This is a genomic window from Enterobacter cloacae complex sp. HYC080_NIDB, assembly GCF_056673325.1.
Map to the genome: position 1 here is coordinate 3,196,602 of NZ_CP114212.1, position 18,432 is coordinate 3,215,033.

Sequence of the window (18,432 nt, forward strand, 5' to 3'; positions counted from 1 at the left end):
TTTCTTTCTGACAAGAAATCGAAGGACGCTTATTACCTAAAATAAAGAGAGAAAGATGAAAAGTTTAAAAATCGCGGCCAGCCGTGCATGTCCGGACTGCTTTACCACCCAGCGTGAGCTTGTGGATGTCCGCGCTTCTGATTATATCGACGTCGCGGCCATTGTTTTGGCCGTTAGCGATATTTCCAGCGGCATACTGGAAGAAATAGAAGCCACCGGATTTGGCATTCCCGTCTTTGTCGCAACGCATAAAGAAGAGATCATTCCGGCAGATTATTTATCGCGCATTCACGGCGTATTTGAGCATTCAGACACCAGCAACGATTTTTATGGCCGCCAGCTGGAAGCGGCGGCCCAGAAGTACGAAACCCAGCTGCGACCGCCGTTTTTCCGTGCCCTTGTAGACTACGTGAAACAGGGTAACAGCGCATTTGACTGCCCGGGGCATCAGGGGGGGCAATTCTTCCGCCGTCATCCTGCGGGCAATCAGTTTGTCGATTTCTTTGGTGAAACGCTTTTCCGTTCCGACCTGTGTAACGCCGACGTGGCAATGGGCGATCTGCTGATCCACGAAGGCGCGCCGTGCATTGCGCAGCAACATGCCGCAAAGGTCTTTAATGCCGATAAGACCTACTTTGTGCTGAATGGGACCTCCTCATCCAACAAAGTGGTCCTTAACGCCCTGCTCACCCCTGGCGACCTGGTGCTGTTTGACCGTAATAACCACAAATCGAACCATCACGGCGCTCTTCTTCAGGCTGGCGCGACACCGGTCTATCTGGAAACCGCGCGCAACCCGTACGGCTTTATTGGTGGTATTGACGCGCACTGCTTTGAGGAAAGCTACCTGCGCGAGTTGGTAGCCGAGGTGGCGCCAGGTCGTGCACGCGATGCACGCCCGTTCCGTCTGGCGGTGATCCAGCTGGGTACCTACGATGGCACCATCTATAACGCCCGTCAGGTGGTGGATAAGATTGGGCATCTGTGTGATTACATCCTGTTCGACTCGGCCTGGGTAGGTTACGAGCAGTTTATCCCGATGATGGCAGATTGCTCGCCGCTGCTGCTGGAGCTGAACGAAAACGACCCGGGAATTCTGGTCACCCAGTCGGTACATAAACAGCAGGCAGGCTTCTCGCAGACCTCGCAGATCCACAAAAAGGACAGCCATATCAAAGGCCAGCAGCGCTATGTACCCCACAAGCGGCTGAATAATGCTTTTATGATGCACGCCTCAACCAGCCCGTTCTACCCTCTGTTTGCTGCGCTGGATATTAACGCCCGTATGCATGAAGGTCAGAGCGGTCGCAACATGTGGATGGACTGCGTGGTTAACGGTATTGAAGCGCGCAAACTGATCCTGGAGAACTGCCAGTACCTTCGTCCGTTTGTGCCGGAGACGGTGGATGGCCGTCCGTGGGAAAGCTTCGACACAGCGGAAATTGCCACCGATCTGCGCTTCTTCCACTTCGTACCGGGTGAAAACTGGCACGCTTTTGAGGGCTATGCCGAGCACCAGTACTTTATCGACCCGTGCAAGCTCCTGCTGACCACGCCAGGTATTAACGCCCGCACCGGCGAGTATGAGGATTTCGGCGTGCCCGCCACCATCCTCGCCAACTTCCTGCGTGAAAACGGCATCGTGCCGGAGAAATGCGATCTCAACTCGCTCCTGTTCCTGCTCACCCCTGCGGAAGATATGGGCAAACTGCAGCAGCTGGTGGCGCAGCTGGTGCGCTTCGAAAAACTGCTCGAGAGCGATGTTCCGCTGAAAGAGGTCCTGCCTTCTCTCTACAAACAACATCCGGAACGTTACGCGGATTACACGCTGCGCCAGATTTGCCAGGAAATGCACGATCTCTATGCCCGCCATAACGTGAAGCAACTGCAAAAAGAGATGTTCCGCAAGTCTCACTTCCCGCGCGTGATGATGAACCCGCAGGAGGCGAACTATGCGTATCTGCGGGGTGAAGTCGAACTGGTCTCCCTGCGCGACGCGGAAGGCCGCATTGCCGCTGAAGGCGCCCTGCCTTATCCGCCTGGGGTGCTGTGCGTTGTCCCGGGCGAAGTCTGGGGCGGCTCCGTGCTGCGCTACTTTGCCGCGCTGGAAGACGGTATCAACCTGCTACCAGGCTTCGCGCCTGAGCTGCAGGGCGTATACGTTGAAGAGTGTGAGGGTCGCAAACAGGTTCGCTGTAACGTCATCAAACAACCCGCTGCTCAGCCCGCGCTGCTGAAAGGAGAGACATTATGAGTAAATCCAATAAGATGGGCGTGGTGCAGCTGACCATCCTCACCATGGTCAACATGATGGGGTCCGGGATCATCATGCTGCCCACCAAGCTTGCCGAAGTGGGCACCATTTCGATTATCTCCTGGCTGGTGACGGCGGTGGGGTCAATGGCGCTGGCGTGGGCATTCGCCAAATGCGGGATGTTCAGCCGCAAGTCCGGCGGGATGGGCGGCTATGCGGAATACGCTTTTGGTAAGTCCGGCAACTTTATGGCCAACTATACCTATGGTGTATCGCTGCTGATCGCCAACGTGGCGATTGCCATTTCCGCCGTGGGTTACGGGACGGAACTGTTTGGCGCCACGCTCACCCCGGTACAAATTGGGCTGGCGACCATCGGGGTGCTGTGGATCTGCACCGTGGCGAACTTCGGCGGCGCGCGTATCACCGGACAACTGAGCAGCATCACCGTCTGGGGCGTGATTATCCCGGTCGTCGGTTTATGCATCATCGGCTGGTTCTGGTTTAGTCCTACGCTCTACGCCAACTCCTGGAACCCACATCATGTGCCGTTCTTTACCGCCGTGGGCTCTTCTATCGCCATGACGCTGTGGGCTTTCCTCGGACTGGAATCGGCCTGCGCGAATGCGGAAGTGGTTGAGAACCCGGAAAAGAACGTGCCAATTGCGGTACTTGGCGGAACGCTGGGGGCGGCGGTGATCTATATCGTCTCAACCAACGTGATTGCCGGGATTGTGCCGAATATGGATCTGGCTAACTCCACGGCACCGTTCGGGCTGGCTTTCGCCCAGATGTTCACCCCGGAAGTCGGGAAGGTGATTATGGGTCTGATGGTGATGTCCTGCTGCGGTTCGCTTCTCGGCTGGCAGTTCACCATCGCGCAGGTGTTTAAATCCTCGGCTGACGAAGGTTATTTCCCCAAAATCTTCTCCCGCGTCACCAAAGCGGACGCACCGGTGCAGGGCATGCTGGCCATCGTGATTTTCCAGAGTGGATTGTCGCTGATGACCATTAGCCCGTCGCTGAACAGCCAGTTCAACGTGCTGGTCAACCTGGCGGTGGTGACGAACATCATTCCGTACATTCTATCGATGGCCGCGCTGGTGATTATTCAGAAGGTCGCGAGGGTGGATCCGCGTAAAGCACGAGCGGCGAATATCGTGGCGCTCATTGGGGCGATTTACAGCTTCTATGCGCTCTACTCTTCCGGTCAGGAAGCGATGCTCTATGGGGCAATGGTGACCTTTATGGGCTGGACGCTGTACGGTCTGGTGTCACCACGGTTTGAATTGAAGAATAAGCATAGTTAGGTAAAAACAAAACGGCAGCCCGAGGGTTGCCGTTTTTATTGTTTTCTCCCTCTCCCCGTGGGAGAGGGCCGGGGTGAGGGCATCAGCCCGCACCGATAACGCACTTACGCGTTCTTCAGCACTTCGCTGACAATCTCTACGGCTTCTTTCTCAATCTGCTGACGGTGCTCAGCGCCGAGGAAGCTTTCGCAATAGATTTTATACGCGTCTTCCGTACCGGATGGACGTGCAGCGAACCAGCCGTTGTCGGTCATTACTTTCAGCCCCCCGATAGACGCGCCGTTACCCGGTGCAGCCGTCAGACGCGCGGTGATCGGATCACCTGCCAAGGTGTTAGCACTGACCATCTCCGGAGAGAGTTTAGACAGCGCCGCTTTCTGGGCTGAGGTCGCGCTCGCCTGAATACGGTTGTAGCTTGGCGCACCAAAACGTGCCGCCAGGTCGTTGTAATGTTCCTGCGGGTTCTTACCGGTGACCGCGGTGATCTCCGCCGCCAGCAGGCACATGATGATACCGTCTTTATCGGTTGACCATGGCGTGCCGTCGAAACGCAGGAAGGATGCCCCGGCGCTCTCTTCACCACCGAAGCCGAAGCTGCCGTCGTGCAGACCGTCAACAAACCATTTGAAGCCCACCGGCACTTCCACCAGCTTGCGGCCCAGCGCGTCGACCACGCGGTCGATCATCGCGGAAGAGACCAGCGTTTTACCAACAGCCACCTCTTTGCCCCACTGCGGACGATGCTGGAACAGGTAGTTGATCGCCACAGCCAGATAGTGGTTCGGGTTCATCAGCCCGGCAGGGGTGACGATACCGTGACGGTCATAATCCGGGTCGTTCGCAAACGCCAGATCGAATTTGTCGCGCAGCGCCAGCAGGCCCGCCATCGCACACTCGGAGGAGCAGTCCATACGGATCGCGCCGTCTTTATCCAGGTGCATAAAGCGGAAGGTCTGATCGACGTGATCGTTCACGATGGTCAGATCCAGCTTGTAATGCTCGGCAATGCGTTTCCAGTACTCGATACCGGAGCCGCCCAGCGGGTCCACGCCTAGCTTCAGGCCTGCTTTCTGAATCGCCGCCATATCGACGATATCCGCCAGCCCTTCCACGAACGGCTGAACCAGATCCTGCTCTTTTACGTGACCGGACGCCATTGCCGCATCCAGAGAGATGCGTTTCACGCCTTTCAGACCGTCAGCCAACAGCGCGTTTGCGCGGTCTTCTACCACTTTGGTGACGTTAGTATCTGCCGGGCCACCGTTAGGCGGGTTGTATTTAATGCCCCCGTCTTCCGGCGGGTTGTGGGATGGCGTGATAACAATCCCGTCAGCCAGCGCACCACCTTTTTTGTTGTGCACCAGGATAGCGTTAGACACCGCCGGCGTTGGCGTGAAGCCGTTATTCTCCTGCACAATCACGTCGACGCCGTTTGCCGCCAGCACTTCCAGCACAGAGATGAACGCCGGTTCAGACAGCGCATGGGTATCTTTCCCCACGTAGCACGGACCGGTAACGCCGTTTTTAGCGCGCTCTTCCGCAATGGCCTGAGCAATGGCCAGAATGTGCGGTTCGTTAAAGCTATGGCGTGCCGCGCTACCGCGGTGACCAGATGTACCAAACTTCACTGCGTGTTCTGCGTTGCCCACGACCGGTTTCAGCACGTAATACTGCGCGGTCAGCTGAGCGACGTTAATCAAATCGCTTTGTTGTGCAGGTTGGCCTGCACGGCTGTGATTTGCCATTACCGGGTCCTTCTGATGCAAGGGTTAAATTGTACCGCAAACCTTTTCAATCAATTCCGCCGGGAACTGCATGGACTGCATGATGTGTTCAATCATGCTGCACTTGCGGCCCGTATTGGTATTGGTGATCACCCAGTATGGGGTGCCAGGGACATGTTTAGGTTTGGTTTGGTTGCCATTTTGCAGCAGCGTTTGCTCGTCACCCGCGAAATAGACGCGAGTACGACCGTGCAGCGACTCGGTCGCTTCAGCAAACGCTTTGTTATCCAGGGAGTAAAGTGTAGACAGCACCAGCATAAAGCGGTTAACCGCCTTTTTCTGCTCCGCATACTCGTCGGACAGCAGCAGCTCGCGCATCGCGCGTACTTTATCTTTTACCGGCGTCACGGCAGGCTTTGCTTGTGCAACAACGCTCGGCTGAGACACGACATCTTTGGTGACTGGGGTAGCAGGCTGTGAAGCGGCGGAAATTTTAAGCATGCGCCGTAAAATGTCGGACGCGCTCTCCCCGATATGCCGCGTTTGGCTGGCAATATACTGATAGAGTTCGTCATCAACTTCGATTGTTTTCATCTTAATCCAGTGCGATATCTTATCTGAATACAAGTCATTGGGATTATAAGGTCAAATCCCAACAGCGGATAGCGTCAAACCAGGTTGGCGGCAAAAGTCAGATTAAACTGGAACCTTGCGGCCGGGCGGCAGAATGGTCAACATGATACCCTAACCTGACAAACGTAAAAAAAGAACTTTGCCATGAAATTGAATACCCGAGCGCAAACTGCACAATCGCCGAACAATAATTCTCCCATCGTACTGGTTCATGGACTTTTTGGCAGCCTGGATAACCTGGGCGTGCTGGCGCGCGATCTGGTTACCGATCACGATATTTTACAGGTCGATATGCGCAACCACGGACTTTCCGGGCGCGCAGACGAGATGACCTACGCGGCAATGGCGCAGGATCTCCTGGATACGCTCGACGCCCACAACCTGCAGAAAGTGACCCTCATCGGGCATTCGATGGGTGGTAAAGCGGTCATGGCGCTCACAGCACTGGCACCTGAGCGAATTTCCGGGCTGGTGGTGATTGATGTCGCCCCAGTGGATTACGACGTTCGCCGTCACGATGAGATCTTCGCGGCAATTAATGCGGTGACGGAGGCCGGCGTTTCCACCCGTCAGCAGGCAGCAGCCGTGATGCGTGAGCATCTTGATGAAGAAGGCGTGGTGCAATTCCTGCTGAAGTCGTTTGTTGAGGGGCAATGGCGTTTTAACGTCCCGGTGCTGTGGGACCAGTATAATAACATCGTTGGCTGGGAGGCCGTCCCCGCCTGGCCGCATCCTACCCTCTTCATTCGTGGCGGTAACTCGCCTTACGTTACTGATGCTTACCGCGACACGCTGCTGGCACAATTCCCGCAGGCGCGCGCCCATGTAATTGCCGGTGCCGGGCATTGGGTACATGCGGAAAAACCTGAAGCAGTCCTGCGCGCCATTCGTCGCTATCTCACTGATACGGCAAATTGATTAAAAAGAGAGCGACTGGAAGACGACGGGCTTCCAGTCGTTGGCGTGCCGTTTTTGCTGATGTATGATGGCGCGCTTATCGCCCGGGCATTAGCAGGGCGGCGTGTTTCCCCCGAAGTCTCAGAATCATGGCCAAAGAACAAACGGACCGTACGACACTAGATCTGTTCGCGAATGAGCGTCGACCGGGACGACCGAAAACGAATCCGCTTTCGCGCGACGAACAGCTGCGTATTAATAAACGCAACCAGCTTAAACGCGATAAAAATCGTGGGCTTAAGCGTGTCGAATTGAAGCTCAACGCTGACGCTGTCGATGCGCTTAACGAGCTGGCGGAAGCGCGTAATATCAGCCGCAGCGAGCTCATTGAAGAGATGCTGATCGCCCAGCTTGAGACATTGCGCAGCCAGGCATAAGTCTGAAAAACCCCTTTTTTACCCTTTTCATGTAGCACAGAGTGCAGTCCTGCGCGATAGCGGTTTCCGCAGGGTTGCCTGTTCTGCTATTATTGCCCTTATCCGTGGCCGAATTGCGCCACCATACCATTAAGTTTCAAGAGGTTATTTTACTCATGGCAATCATCGGCATTTTCTTCGGCAGTGATACCGGCAATACCGAAAATATCGCAAAAAACATTCAGAAACAGCTCGGTAAAGACGTTGCTGATGTGCATGACATCGCCAAGAGCAGCAAAGAAGATCTCGAGGGCTACGACATTCTGCTGCTGGGTATTCCAACCTGGTACTACGGTGAAGCACAGTGCGACTGGGATGATTTCTTCCCAACGCTGGAAGAGGTGGACTTCAACGGCAAGCTGGTTGCCCTGTTTGGCTGTGGCGATCAGGAAGACTATGCCGAGTACTTCTGCGACGCGCTGGGCACCATCCGCGACATCATTGAGCCGAACGGCGCCGTTATTGTCGGTCACTGGCCCACTGCCGGTTACCACTTTGAAGCCTCCAAAGGTCTTGCCGATGACGATCACTTCGTGGGTCTGGCCATCGACGAAGACCGTCAGCCTGAGCTGACCGCTGAGCGCGTAGAGAAGTGGGTTAAGCAGATCCGTGAAGAACTGCACCTGGACGATATTCTCAACGCCTGATTTTCGCGGCGCAACGGCGGTTGCGCCCGTTTTCCAGGTAAAACCGATTAAATTAATTGCTACAAACTTTTAACTTTTTCGCTCAGACCTGTACAATGTTTCCCTGGTAAAATGTGGTTTTCATTTCACAAGTTTGTCGGTGATACCCCATTTTTATAAGCATACTTTGCCTGAGACTTGCAGTTTTCATTTAGCCGTGGCAGTTCTATAATGAGACGCAATATCCAAGGTGCATTTTCTGTCACTTCTTTCAGAAGTGAATCGTTTAGCAACAGGACAGATTCCGCATGACTGACAACAATACCGCATTAAAGAAGGCTGGCCTGAAAGTAACGCTTCCTCGGTTAAAAATCCTCGAAGTGCTTCAGGGTCCAGACAACCACCATGTCAGTGCGGAAGACCTCTATAAACGTCTTATCGACATGGGTGAAGAGATTGGTCTGGCCACCGTTTATCGCGTGCTGAACCAGTTTGATGACGCGGGCATTGTTACCCGTCATAATTTCGAAGGCGGTAAATCTGTATTCGAACTGACCCAGCAGCATCACCACGATCACCTGATCTGCCTCGATTGCGGCAAGGTCATTGAATTCAGCGATGATTCCATCGAATCGCGTCAGCGTGAAATCGCCGCTCGTCATGGCATCCGCCTGACCAACCACAGCCTGTACCTGTATGGTCACTGCGCTGAAGGTGATTGCCGCGAAAATGAACACGCGCACGACGCAAAATAAGTCACGTTCATACTCTGAGCCAGCCGTAAGGCTGGCTTTTTTTTGCCTTAAAAAGCCCGGTGGCGCTGCGCCTGGGCCTACGGACTATGACGCCTTTGTAGGCCCGGTAAGCGCAGCGCCACCGGGCGTAAAGCAACTTAATTATTGTTATTGCGTATCTCGTTCCAGATCTTATCGCAACGCTTCGCGACTTCCTGATCGTTACCCGTTTTACGCGCCTGGATACAGGCCTGATAATCCATCACACGAATATTCTCCTGCGTCGCGAATTGCTCATGCGCCTTCTCTTTCTTCAGCACATTCAGTACGCTCTGACAGGCTTCAATTTTCTCCGGCGAGCCTTGTGCGGTATTAATACAGGCGCTGTAAGCCTCCTTCAGCCTGGAATCTTCCTTCGGTGCCTGAGGCTGAGCGCAGGCCACCAGCCCCGATGCAAGCATCGCGACAATTACGATTTTTTTCATCATGTGCAGTCTCCGGTCCGGCGGGCCTTAACCCGCCGGAAGATTCATCAGAAGATGGTGAATGGGGCAATAACCATGAATTTCACGTCACGTTCATCCTGGAAGATGTTGCCGTAACCGCCCGCATAGCTCGGGATATCGGAGTGGTTGTCATACTGAGTGAAGTGCAGTTTGAACATCGTGCCCTTCGCGCGCCCATCCTGCAGGGTATAGATAGCATCCAGGCTGTAGGAGGACTCTTTCAGGCGATAGTTTGGATCGTAGTACGCATCCGGCGTGGCCATGTCGCCAGGTTTTGCGTCCCAGGCGTAAGCGTAAGAAGCGCCCACTGCCCAACCCGGCAGGTTCCAGTTTTTCAGATCATACATTGCGCCGAAGAAGACCGCTTTTTCACCATCGGCGTTGAAGTCTGAGCGGTTATCCCACCAGATATCCAGACGACCGTTAGATGACGCGTAAGTTGGCGTCATACGTTGCAGGAAGTAGCCCTGCTGCCCTTCCGCCTTCACCCATGTCCCTTCCAGGCGTAAATCAACCTGGCCCACTTTATAGCCGAAAGTCAGCGCCTGCAGCCACGCGGTGCCGTCATAAATGTCGTTGACGCCGCCATCGCTGACCTTGTCACGCGTACCATAGAACTGGTAGCTGGTGCTCAGCGGACTTCCTGCGATATCAAATTTGTAGCTGGCTTTAGCAAAATACTGATCGATATAGCCTTCCGCCTGACCAAATGCGGCTTCCAGTACCAGATCGTTTTTAAAGTCGTATTTCGCGCCCAGCGAGTGGAGATAATCGACTTTGGTTTTCTTATCGTTCTGGTAGAACTTGTCCATTTCAATGTGCCATGGAGCCTTATACTCGTTGGTCCACATATAGGAGAAGCTCAACGCACCCGCATCACCATAGTCAAAGTTCGCCCCGGCTTCTGCACCCTGATAGGTACCTGGCATGAAGCTCCAGTGTGGTGCTAACAGCGTCTGGCCGGTTGGCTGAATATACCCTCCACGCGCCCAGACCGGGCCGTATTTAAATTTCGCTGCGGCCTTGTACAGGCTGATACCACTCTTATCACCGGACCAGTCTTCATCGTAAGCTTTGTTGCTGGAGGAGAAGGCAATTTCGTTAGGGTGGCCGCTGTCGCCGTTTTCCGCCATTTCGATCGCGGTGAATGCAGCGATATCCAGGCCGAACATATCTGCGGCATAGCCTGACTGGAAGTCCAGGTTGGCGTTCCAGGTGGAGTGAGAAAGGTTGGTTTTATATTTGTCTTCGGCGACGTCTTTACGGTCACGTTCACGCTGCCAGTAATAGATGCCGCCCGTGAGGGTAGAATCGTCGATGAAACCCGCAGCTTTCGCCTCAGGTGTAACAACCAGGCCAGACATTGCTGTCACACCGGCAATAGCCAGCGCCAGCGCACTACGTTTGCCACTGAACGTACGCATAGATTATTCCTCTTTGACGAATTAAAGCGCCTAAAACGGCGAAAATAAAAAAGACCAGGCGGTCAGGGGTAGTTATAAATACCCTCGAATTAACTACCGTCTTTAGGTTATTTTTCGCGACGCGAATTATCAATGCTTTTCATCAGGCAAAAGTCAGGATTATGACGAAGTGCACATAATTGGTAGTGCTTTGTAACATTTGGCCGGAAGCGTGATTTGGCGGGGGTATAGCAGCGTATTTCAGGGTATTAGAACATTAGAAATCGCGTATTTTGCGAAATTTGCCATTTTCAAAAACAGACAAACTTTTTTAAAAAAAATAAGTAGCACCACATTGACCAAAAATAACGGCGGACATTTTTACAACGCCACTTTAACGATATGATCATTAATAAAAAAAACGCCGCAATAAGCGGCGTTTGTTTCTCATTGACCAGAGCGGCGTTATTATTCGCCGCTCTTGGTCCAGGTGTCACGCAGACCGACGGTACGGTTAAATACCGGTTTTTCCGCAGTGCTGTAACGGCTGTCCAGGCAGAAGTAACCTTCACGCTCGAACTGGAACGCTTTACCTGCTTCAGCTGTTTTCAGCGATGGCTCAGCATAACCCTGTTTGATCACCAGAGATTCCGGGTTGATCGTCGCCAGGAAGTCTTCCGCCGCACCCGGGTTAGGCACGCTGAAAAGACGATCGTACAGACGGATTTCTACCGGCAGCGCGTGAGAAGCGCTTACCCAGTGGATAACGCCTTTCACCTTGCGACCATCGGCAGGATCTTTGCTCAGCGTTTCGGCATCGTATGAACAGAAGATGGTGGTGATATTCCCTTCTGCATCTTTCTCTACGCGCTCGGCTTTGATCACGTAGGCGTTACGCAGACGGACTTCTTTACCCAGCACCAGACGCTTGTACTGCTTGTTGGCTTCTTCACGGAAGTCAGCGCGGTCGATCCAGATTTCACCGCTGAACGGTACGTCACGGCTTCCCATTTCCGGTTTGTTCGGATGGTTAGGCATGGCAACCAGTTCACTCGCACCCTGAGGATAGTTTTCGATAACCAGTTTTACCGGGTCGATAACTGCCATCGCGCGCGGGGCATTTTCGTTGAGGTCTTCACGAATGCAGGACTCCAGCGACGCCATTTCAATGGTGTTGTCCTGCTTGGTCACGCCGATGCGCTTGCAGAACTCACGAATAGATGCAGCGGTGTAGCCACGACGACGCAGACCAGAAATGGTCGGCATACGCGGGTCGTCCCAGCCCTCAACGTGCTTGTCAGTCACCAGCAGGTTCAGCTTACGCTTGGACATCACGGTGTATTCCAGATTCAGACGAGAGAACTCGTACTGACGCGGATGCACAGGGATGGTGATGTTATCCAGCACCCAGTCGTACAGGCGACGGTTGTCCTGGAACTCAAGCGTACACAGCGAGTGGGTAATGCCTTCCAGCGCATCGCTGATGCAGTGGGTGAAGTCGTACATCGGGTAGATGCACCACTTGTTACCGGTCTGGTGGTGTTCAGCAAACTTAATGCGGTACAGCACCGGATCGCGCATCACGATGAACGGAGAAGCCATGTCGATTTTGGCACGCAGACAGGCTTTGCCTTCTTCAAAACCACCCGCACGCATTTTTTCAAACAGCGCCAGGTTCTCTTCCACGCTGCGATCGCGGAACGGACTGTTTTTGCCAGGTTGCGTCAGCGTACCGCGGTATTCACGGATTTCATCCGCGGACAGTTCATCGACGTACGCCAGACCTTTGTTGATCAGCTCAACCGCGTAAGCGTACAGCTGATCAAAATAGTCAGAGGAGTAGCAGATATCGCCAGACCAGTTGAAGCCCAGCCATTGCACGTCGTTCTTGATGGACTCAACGTATTCGATGTCTTCTTTTACTGGGTTGGTGTCATCGAAACGCAGGTTGCACTGCCCCTGATAGTCTTGCGCAATGCCAAAGTTCAGGCAGATGGATTTCGCATGACCAATATGCAGGTAGCCGTTCGGCTCCGGCGGGAAGCGGGTATGCACCGTGGTGTGCTTACCACTGGCCAGATCTTCATCGATGATCTGACGAATAAAGTTACTCGGGCGGGCTTCAGCCTCACTCATCGTGGATTCCTCAAAGCGTAAACAACGTATAACGGCATATGATCTTATAAGCCGGACGTAGTGACAACCCTTAGTTACGGAAAATACGTATCAGATGAAAATAATGGGGGCATTTGCTGCAAAAAAAAGCGGCGGAGGATATCCCCCGCCGCTTAAGGCATGACTCTACTCAGGAGCGATTACTTGCCTTTAATCTCATACAGCGGCGTTTGACCTGCAACCACCTGACCTTTTGCCTGAATAACCAGGCCACTGAAGTCGTCGATGTTGCTGCAAACAACCGGACTGATCATGGAGCGTGCATTGGCGTTCAGGAAGTCCAGATCCATCTCCAGAATCGGCTGCCCGGCCACCACTTCAGCGCCCTCTTCCACCAGACGAGTAAAGCCTTTACCTTCCAGCGCAACGGTATCGATGCCCATGTGGACAACAATCTCCGCGCCATTTTCGGTTTCGAGGCAGAACGCGTGGTTGGTGTTGAAAATCTTCACGATAGTACCCGCAGCAGGAGAGACGACGGTTTTGTCCGTTGGTTTCACCGCCACGCCGTCGCCTACCGCTTTACTGGCGAACGCTTCGTCAGGCACTTGTTCAAGGTCAACGACCTCACCCGTTACCGGAGAGACCAGAGCCGCCACCGTCACGGCGTTAGGCACGGCCTGTGGCTTCGCGGCCGGAGTCGCCGTTGCCGCAGGTGCGCTGTCAGCTGCTGCCGCTGCGACCGGGCCACGCGCAACCACTTTCTTCATTTCGTCACCGATGGATTCCGCTTTGGCGCCCACGATAACCTGGATAGTTTGTTTGTTTAGTTTAACGACGCCAGATGCGCCAAGGCGTTTACACATTGCATCGCTTACGCGAGCGGAGTCACCCACGGTCAGACGCAGACGGGTAATACAGGCATCAATGGCTTTCAGGTTGTCGGTACCGCCGACTGCGGCAATGTAGCTGGTTGCCAGCTGAGTTAAACCTTCTTCGGTATTGCTGTTGGCTTCACTGGTCACGACGTCATCAGTGGTATCTTCGCGGCCCGGCGTTTTGAGGTTAAACATACGAATAACCGCGCTGAACAGAACGAAGTAGATAACGAAGAAGGCCGCCCCCATCACCACCAGCATCCAGACGTTCTTGCTTGCCGCTGGCAGGTTGTACATCAGCACGTAGTCGATCGCGCCTGCAGAGAAGGAGAAGCCCGCATGGATGCCCAGCAGAGTCGCCACGAACAGGCTGATACCGGTTAACACCGCGTGCATCAGGTACAGCAGCGGAGCCAGGAACATGAACAGGAATTCCAGAGGCTCGGTCACACCGGTCAGGAATGCAGTAATGGCGACTGACAGCAGCATACCGCCGACCATTGGACGACGCGCTTTCGGCGCAGCCAGGTACATGGCCAGCGCAGCGCCCGGCAGACCAAACATCATGATTGGGAAGAAGCCGGACATAAACATGCCCGCGGTGCCATCACCCGCGTAGAAGCGGTTAATGTCGCCGTGGAAAACGGTACCCGCCGCATTGGTAAACTCACCAATCTGGAACCAGGCGATGGTGTTCAGAACCTGATGCAGACCGGTTGGGATCAACAGACGGTTAATGAAGCCGAAGATGCCCGCACCCATCGCACCCGCAGAGACGATCCACTCGCCGCCCGCATGGATAGCATGCTGCACTGGCGGCCAAACGTAGCCAAAGATCGCGGCCAGAACCAGACAGAAGAAGCCGGTCGCGATTGGCACGAAGCGTTTGCCACCAAAGAAGCTGAGGAAGTCTGGCAGCTTGATGTTTGCCCAGCGGTTATATACCGCACCGCCGACCAGACCGGTAATGATACCCGCCAGTACGCCCATGTTGATTTCCGGGTTAATCGTTACCATCGCTTTCGTCAGGATGAAGTAACCGACCGCCCCTGCCAGCGCTGCGGCCCCCGCACTGTCTTTAGACCAGCTGGAAGCAACGCCGATGGCGAAAATCAGCGCCAGGTTGTCAAAGATTGCGCCGCCAGCCTGGGCGATAAACGGCACGTTGAGAAGATCGGGTTGCCCGAATCGCAGCAGCAGCGCTGCAACCGGTAGCACGGCGATAGGGAGCTGCAAAGCCCTACCGAGGCGCTGGAAAAAACCTAAAATATTCATCCTATTCCCCCTACGAGACCCTTTCCAGGCTCGCGCATTAACTATGTTTTTATTGTGTTGCTAACGATAAGTACCGTCGATAATTCACTGGCAGTGTGAGTGTGTGAAAAATTAATTCGTATCGCAAATTAAACACCCATTTTTTGTGATTTTTGTCACCAAATATCGTATTAAGCCCTCCCTTTCACTGGCTAACAGCGAAAACTTATTTTATCATTCAAAAAATCAAGACGGATTGATCCAGCCTGAAAGGTTCCAGGTTACGCTTAAGTATCAGGTTCCGGTAGCCATCCGCCCACTCTTCTACTTTAACTCTTGAGGTGAACAATGAGACTGATTCCCCTGGCAACTGCTGAACAAGTCGGTAAATGGGCCGCTCGCCATATCGTTAACCGCATTAATGCCTTCAAGCCTACCGCCGATCGTCCTTTCGTTCTTGGCCTGCCAACCGGCGGTACTCCGCTGACGGCGTATAAAGCCCTGGTTGAAATGCACAAAGCGGGCCAGGTTAGCTTCAAACATGTTGTGACCTTCAATATGGATGAATATGTCGGCCTGCCAAAAGACCACCCGGAAAGCTACCATAGCTTTATGCACCGGAATTTCTTTGATCACGTTGATATCCCAGCGGAAAATATTAACCTGCTGAATGGAAATGCGCCTGATATTGACGCAGAATGCCGTCAGTACGAAGAAAAAATCCGTTCTTACGGTAAAATCCACCTGTTTATGGGCGGCGTGGGCAACGATGGTCATATCGCGTTTAACGAGCCGGCATCGTCCCTGGCTTCCCGCACGCGTATTAAAACGCTGACCCATGACACCCGCGTGGCAAACTCCCGCTTCTTTGACGGTGATGTGAACCAGGTTCCAAAATACGCCCTGACCGTTGGCGTAGGCACCCTGCTGGATGCCGAAGAAGTGATGATTCTGGTGCTGGGTGGCGTGAAAGCGCAGGCACTCCAGGCTGCCGTTGAAGGCAACGTTAACCACATGTGGACCATCAGCTGCCTGCAGCTGCATCCAAAATCAGTCATCGTCTGCGACGAACCGTCCACGATGGAGCTGAAAGTGAAAACGCTGAAATACTTCAACGAGTTAGAAGCCGAGAACATCAAAGGTCTGTAATTGATTAACCGCCTCTCCTCTAAGAGGCGGCCGCTTTTTTTAACCGGGGGTCGTTATGTACGCTTTAACCCACGGTCGGATTTATACCGGCCACGAAATTCTGGATGACCATGCGATTGTTATCGCCAATGGCCTGATTGAACGTGTTTGTCCGCAGGCAGAACTGCCGCCAGGGATTGAACAGCGCTCACTCAATGGAGCAGTAATCTCCCCCGGTTTCATCGACGTACAGCTGAACGGCTGCGGCGGTGTGCAATTCAATGACACTGCCGACGCGGTGACGGTTGAAACGCTGGAAATCATGCAGAAAGCCAACGAGAAATCGGGCTGCACCAGCTATCTGCCAACGCTCATCACCAGCAGTGATGACCTGATGAAACAGGGTATCCGCGTGATGCGCGAATACCTCGCCAAACACCCTAATCAGGCGCTCGGTCTGCACCTGGAAGGGCCATGGCTGAATATCGTGAAAAAAGGCACCCATAACCCGGATTACGTGCGCAAGCCTGACGCTGAACTGGTCGACTACATGTGTGCGAACGCCGATGTGATCGCTAAAGTGACGCTGGCACCAGAGATGACCGGCACTGACGTGATCAGCAAACTGGCTGCCGCCGGGATTGTGGTTTCAGCAGGACACTCAAACGCCACGCTGAAAGAAGCCAAAGCGGGCTTCCGCGCGGGCATTACCTTCGCCACGCACCTTTACAACGCCATGCCTTATATCACCGGTCGCGAACCGGGTCTGGTCGGGGCGATTCTGGACGAGCCAGACGTCTACTGCGGCATTATTGCTGATGGTATGCACGTGGATTACACCAACATTCGTAATGCCAAGCGCCTGAAAGGTGACAAGCTTTGCCTGGTTACCGATGCCACTGCACCAGCAGGTGCAAATATTGAGCAGTTCATTTTTGCCGGTAAAACAATATACTACCGCAATGGACTGTGTGTGGATGAAAACGGTACGCTGAGCGGTTCCTCTTTAACCATGATTGAAGGGGTGCGTAACCTGGTTGAGCACTGTGGGATTGCGCTTGATGAAGTCCTGCGTATGGCTACCCTTTATCCGGCTCGCGCAATCGGCGTGGATAAACAGCTTGGCGGAATTGCACCGGGTATGGTTGCAAACCTGACGGCATTCACACACGATTATAAAATTATTAAGACCATCGTTAATGGTAACGAGGTCGTCACTGAGTAAGTAAAAGTATGACACCAGGCGGACAAGCTCAAATCGGTAATGTCGATCTCGTTAAACAACTTAACAGTGCGGCGGTATATCGCCTGATTGACCAACACGGGCCAATCTCTCGAATTCAGATAGCCGAACAAAGCCAGCTTGCTCCCGCCAGCGTGACAAAAATTACCCGCCAGCTTATTGAGCGCGGTTTGATCAAAGAAGTCGATCAGCAGGCCTCTACCGGGGGCCGCCGCGCTATCTCCATTATTACCGAAACCCGCAATTTTCAGGCGATTGGCGTTCGGCTCGGCCGTCATGACACCACGCTCACGCTCTACGATCTGAGCAGCAAAGCAATTGCGGAAGAGCACTATCCCCTTCCCGAGCGCACCCAGGAGACGCTGGAGCACGCGCTGCTGAATACCATCGCGCACTTTATTAAGAGCTGTCAGCGTAAGATCCGCGAGCTCATTGCAATTTCAGTGATTTTACCCGGACTGGTCGACCCGGAAAGCGGCGTGATTCGCTACATGCCGCACATTCAGGTGGAAAACTGGGCGCTGGTCGATGCGCTGGAAAAACGCTTCAAAGTGACCTGTTTTGTCGGCCACGATATTCGTTCTCTGGCACTGGCAGAGCACTACTTTGGTGCGAGTCAGGACTGCGAAGACTCTATTCTGGTGCGTGTCCACCGCGGGACAGGCGCAGGTATTATTTCTAACGGTCGGATTTTTATTGGTCGCAACGGTAACGTCGGCGAGATCGGCCACATTCAGGTCGAGCCGCTGGGCGAACGCTGCCACTGCGGTAACTTCGGCTGCCTTGAAACCATTGCCGCCAACACGGCCATTGAGCAGCGCGTTCGCCATCTGCTTGAACAAGGTTACCAGAGTCGCGTCACGCTGGCTGATTGCAAGATAGGCACCATCTGCAAAGCCGCCAATAAAGGCGATGCACTGGCCTGTGAGGTGATCGAGCAGGTTGGGCGCCATCTGGGGAAAACTATCGCCATCGCCATTAACCTGTTTAACCCACAGAAAGTGGTGATAGCCGGAGAAATTGTTGAAGCAGAAAAGGTGCTGCTCCCCGCGATTGAAGGCTGTATTAACACCCAGGCGCTGAAAGCATTCCGCCAGAATCTCCCTGTGGTTCGTTCAAAACTTGACCATCGCTCGGCAATTGGCGCTTTTGCGCTGGTGAAACGCGCCATGCTCAACGGTATTCTGCTGCAGCATTTGCTGGAAAGTTGATCGGACCTTATAGTAACGCCTTCTTTTTTTGATGTCGGAA

Annotated in this window: 15 protein-coding genes; 9 read left to right on the forward strand and 6 right to left on the reverse strand. The window is 53.8% G+C overall.

Translation table 11 applies throughout. The features are described 5' to 3' along the window. The first annotated feature begins 55 nt into the window (after window positions 1-55). Together speF and potE are read left to right on the forward strand one after the other, a co-directional pair. Complete coding sequence (gene speF / locus O1723_RS15215) at window positions 56-2,254, forward strand: ornithine decarboxylase SpeF (RefSeq protein WP_248190740.1); 2,199 nt, start codon at window positions 56-58, stop codon at window positions 2,252-2,254. Continuing rightward, on the forward strand, window positions 2,251-3,564 hold the full coding sequence (potE, locus tag O1723_RS15220; protein ID WP_014883021.1) for a putrescine-ornithine antiporter: 1,314 nt from the start codon (window positions 2,251-2,253) through the stop codon (window positions 3,562-3,564). The genes speF and potE overlap by 4 nt, the downstream gene beginning before the upstream one ends. 104 nt (window positions 3,565-3,668) lie before the next feature. Here the strand turns inward: potE and pgm are convergent, their stop codons facing one another. Together pgm and seqA are read right to left on the reverse strand one after the other, a co-directional pair. Continuing rightward, on the reverse strand, window positions 3,669-5,309 hold the full coding sequence (gene pgm / locus O1723_RS15225; protein ID WP_014883020.1) for a phosphoglucomutase (alpha-D-glucose-1,6-bisphosphate-dependent): 1,641 nt from the start codon (window positions 5,307-5,309) through the stop codon (window positions 3,669-3,671). 24 nt (window positions 5,310-5,333) lie between these two features. Continuing rightward, complete coding sequence (seqA, locus tag O1723_RS15230; protein WP_014883019.1) at window positions 5,334-5,882, reverse strand: replication initiation negative regulator SeqA; 549 nt, start codon at window positions 5,880-5,882, stop codon at window positions 5,334-5,336. Between the two features lie 183 nt (window positions 5,883-6,065). Between seqA and ybfF the strand changes: the two genes are divergently transcribed. The 4 genes from ybfF (at window position 6,066) to fur (ending at window position 8,675) form a co-directional block, all read left to right on the forward strand. Continuing rightward, window positions 6,066-6,839 (forward strand): esterase, encoded by a 774-nt coding sequence (ybfF, locus tag O1723_RS15235; protein ID WP_014883018.1) that lies wholly within the window; start codon window positions 6,066-6,068, stop codon window positions 6,837-6,839. Window positions 6,840-6,967: 128 nt separating this feature from the next. Continuing rightward, window positions 6,968-7,255, forward strand: coding sequence for a LexA regulated protein (ybfE, locus tag O1723_RS15240; protein WP_014883017.1), 288 nt, complete (start codon window positions 6,968-6,970; stop codon window positions 7,253-7,255). Window positions 7,256-7,410: 155 nt separating this feature from the next. Then, window positions 7,411-7,941, forward strand: coding sequence for a flavodoxin FldA (fldA, locus tag O1723_RS15245; RefSeq protein ID WP_008501067.1), 531 nt, complete (start codon window positions 7,411-7,413; stop codon window positions 7,939-7,941). Between the two features lie 287 nt (window positions 7,942-8,228). Further along, on the forward strand, window positions 8,229-8,675 hold the full coding sequence (gene fur / locus O1723_RS15250) for a ferric iron uptake transcriptional regulator (RefSeq protein ID WP_003858655.1): 447 nt from the start codon (window positions 8,229-8,231) through the stop codon (window positions 8,673-8,675). Window positions 8,676-8,812: 137 nt separating this feature from the next. On the opposite strand, the gene chiQ is transcribed toward fur, so the two are convergent. The 4 genes from chiQ to nagE form a co-directional block, all read right to left on the reverse strand. Further along, window positions 8,813-9,139: a ChiQ/YbfN family lipoprotein gene (gene chiQ / locus O1723_RS15255; RefSeq protein ID WP_014883016.1), complete on the reverse strand. Its 327-nt coding sequence runs from the start codon at window positions 9,137-9,139 to the stop codon at window positions 8,813-8,815. A 47-nt stretch (window positions 9,140-9,186) separates the two neighbouring features. After that, window positions 9,187-10,584, reverse strand: a complete 1,398-nt coding sequence (gene chiP, locus O1723_RS15260) for a chitoporin ChiP (RefSeq protein WP_014883015.1) — start codon at window positions 10,582-10,584, stop codon at window positions 9,187-9,189. A gap of 447 nt (window positions 10,585-11,031) precedes the next feature. Then, window positions 11,032-12,699 (reverse strand): glutamine--tRNA ligase, encoded by a 1,668-nt coding sequence (gene glnS, locus O1723_RS15265; protein ID WP_014883014.1) that lies wholly within the window; start codon window positions 12,697-12,699, stop codon window positions 11,032-11,034. Window positions 12,700-12,878: 179 nt separating this feature from the next. Next, complete coding sequence (nagE, locus tag O1723_RS15270) at window positions 12,879-14,831, reverse strand: PTS N-acetyl glucosamine transporter subunit IIABC (RefSeq protein WP_014883013.1); 1,953 nt, start codon at window positions 14,829-14,831, stop codon at window positions 12,879-12,881. A gap of 327 nt (window positions 14,832-15,158) precedes the next feature. Between nagE and nagB the strand changes: the two genes are divergently transcribed. The 3 genes from nagB to nagC are packed head-to-tail and all read left to right on the forward strand — an operon-like array spanning window position 15,159 to window position 18,392. Then, window positions 15,159-15,959: a glucosamine-6-phosphate deaminase gene (gene nagB / locus O1723_RS15275; protein ID WP_008501061.1), complete on the forward strand. Its 801-nt coding sequence runs from the start codon at window positions 15,159-15,161 to the stop codon at window positions 15,957-15,959. Between the two features lie 55 nt (window positions 15,960-16,014). Continuing rightward, on the forward strand, window positions 16,015-17,163 hold the full coding sequence (gene nagA / locus O1723_RS15280) for an N-acetylglucosamine-6-phosphate deacetylase (RefSeq protein WP_014883012.1): 1,149 nt from the start codon (window positions 16,015-16,017) through the stop codon (window positions 17,161-17,163). An 8-nt stretch (window positions 17,164-17,171) separates the two neighbouring features. Continuing rightward, entirely contained in the window at window positions 17,172-18,392 is a 1,221-nt protein-coding gene (gene nagC / locus O1723_RS15285) for a DNA-binding transcriptional regulator NagC (RefSeq protein ID WP_248190742.1), read from the forward strand. Window positions 18,393-18,432: the final 40 nt, after the last annotated feature.

What these genes read in the sequence shown, in the direction of transcription:
- speF (WP_248190740.1), top strand. Translation starts at nt 56, where the DNA reads ATGAAAAGTTTAAAAATCGCGGCCAGCCGTGCATGTCCGGACTGCTTT.
- potE (WP_014883021.1), top strand. Translation starts at nt 2,251, where the DNA reads ATGAGTAAATCCAATAAGATGGGCGTGGTGCAGCTGACCATCCTCACC.
- pgm (WP_014883020.1), bottom strand. Translation starts at nt 5,309, where the DNA reads ATGGCAAATCACAGCCGTGCAGGCCAACCTGCACAACAAAGCGATTTG.
- seqA (WP_014883019.1), bottom strand. Translation starts at nt 5,882, where the DNA reads ATGAAAACAATCGAAGTTGATGACGAACTCTATCAGTATATTGCCAGC.
- ybfF (WP_014883018.1), top strand. Translation starts at nt 6,066, where the DNA reads ATGAAATTGAATACCCGAGCGCAAACTGCACAATCGCCGAACAATAAT.
- ybfE (WP_014883017.1), top strand. Translation starts at nt 6,968, where the DNA reads ATGGCCAAAGAACAAACGGACCGTACGACACTAGATCTGTTCGCGAAT.
- fldA (WP_008501067.1), top strand. Translation starts at nt 7,411, where the DNA reads ATGGCAATCATCGGCATTTTCTTCGGCAGTGATACCGGCAATACCGAA.
- fur (WP_003858655.1), top strand. Translation starts at nt 8,229, where the DNA reads ATGACTGACAACAATACCGCATTAAAGAAGGCTGGCCTGAAAGTAACG.
- chiQ (WP_014883016.1), bottom strand. Translation starts at nt 9,139, where the DNA reads ATGAAAAAAATCGTAATTGTCGCGATGCTTGCATCGGGGCTGGTGGCC.
- chiP (WP_014883015.1), bottom strand. Translation starts at nt 10,584, where the DNA reads ATGCGTACGTTCAGTGGCAAACGTAGTGCGCTGGCGCTGGCTATTGCC.
- glnS (WP_014883014.1), bottom strand. Translation starts at nt 12,699, where the DNA reads ATGAGTGAGGCTGAAGCCCGCCCGAGTAACTTTATTCGTCAGATCATC.
- nagE (WP_014883013.1), bottom strand. Translation starts at nt 14,831, where the DNA reads ATGAATATTTTAGGTTTTTTCCAGCGCCTCGGTAGGGCTTTGCAGCTC.
- nagB (WP_008501061.1), top strand. Translation starts at nt 15,159, where the DNA reads ATGAGACTGATTCCCCTGGCAACTGCTGAACAAGTCGGTAAATGGGCC.
- nagA (WP_014883012.1), top strand. Translation starts at nt 16,015, where the DNA reads ATGTACGCTTTAACCCACGGTCGGATTTATACCGGCCACGAAATTCTG.
- nagC (WP_248190742.1), top strand. Translation starts at nt 17,172, where the DNA reads ATGACACCAGGCGGACAAGCTCAAATCGGTAATGTCGATCTCGTTAAA.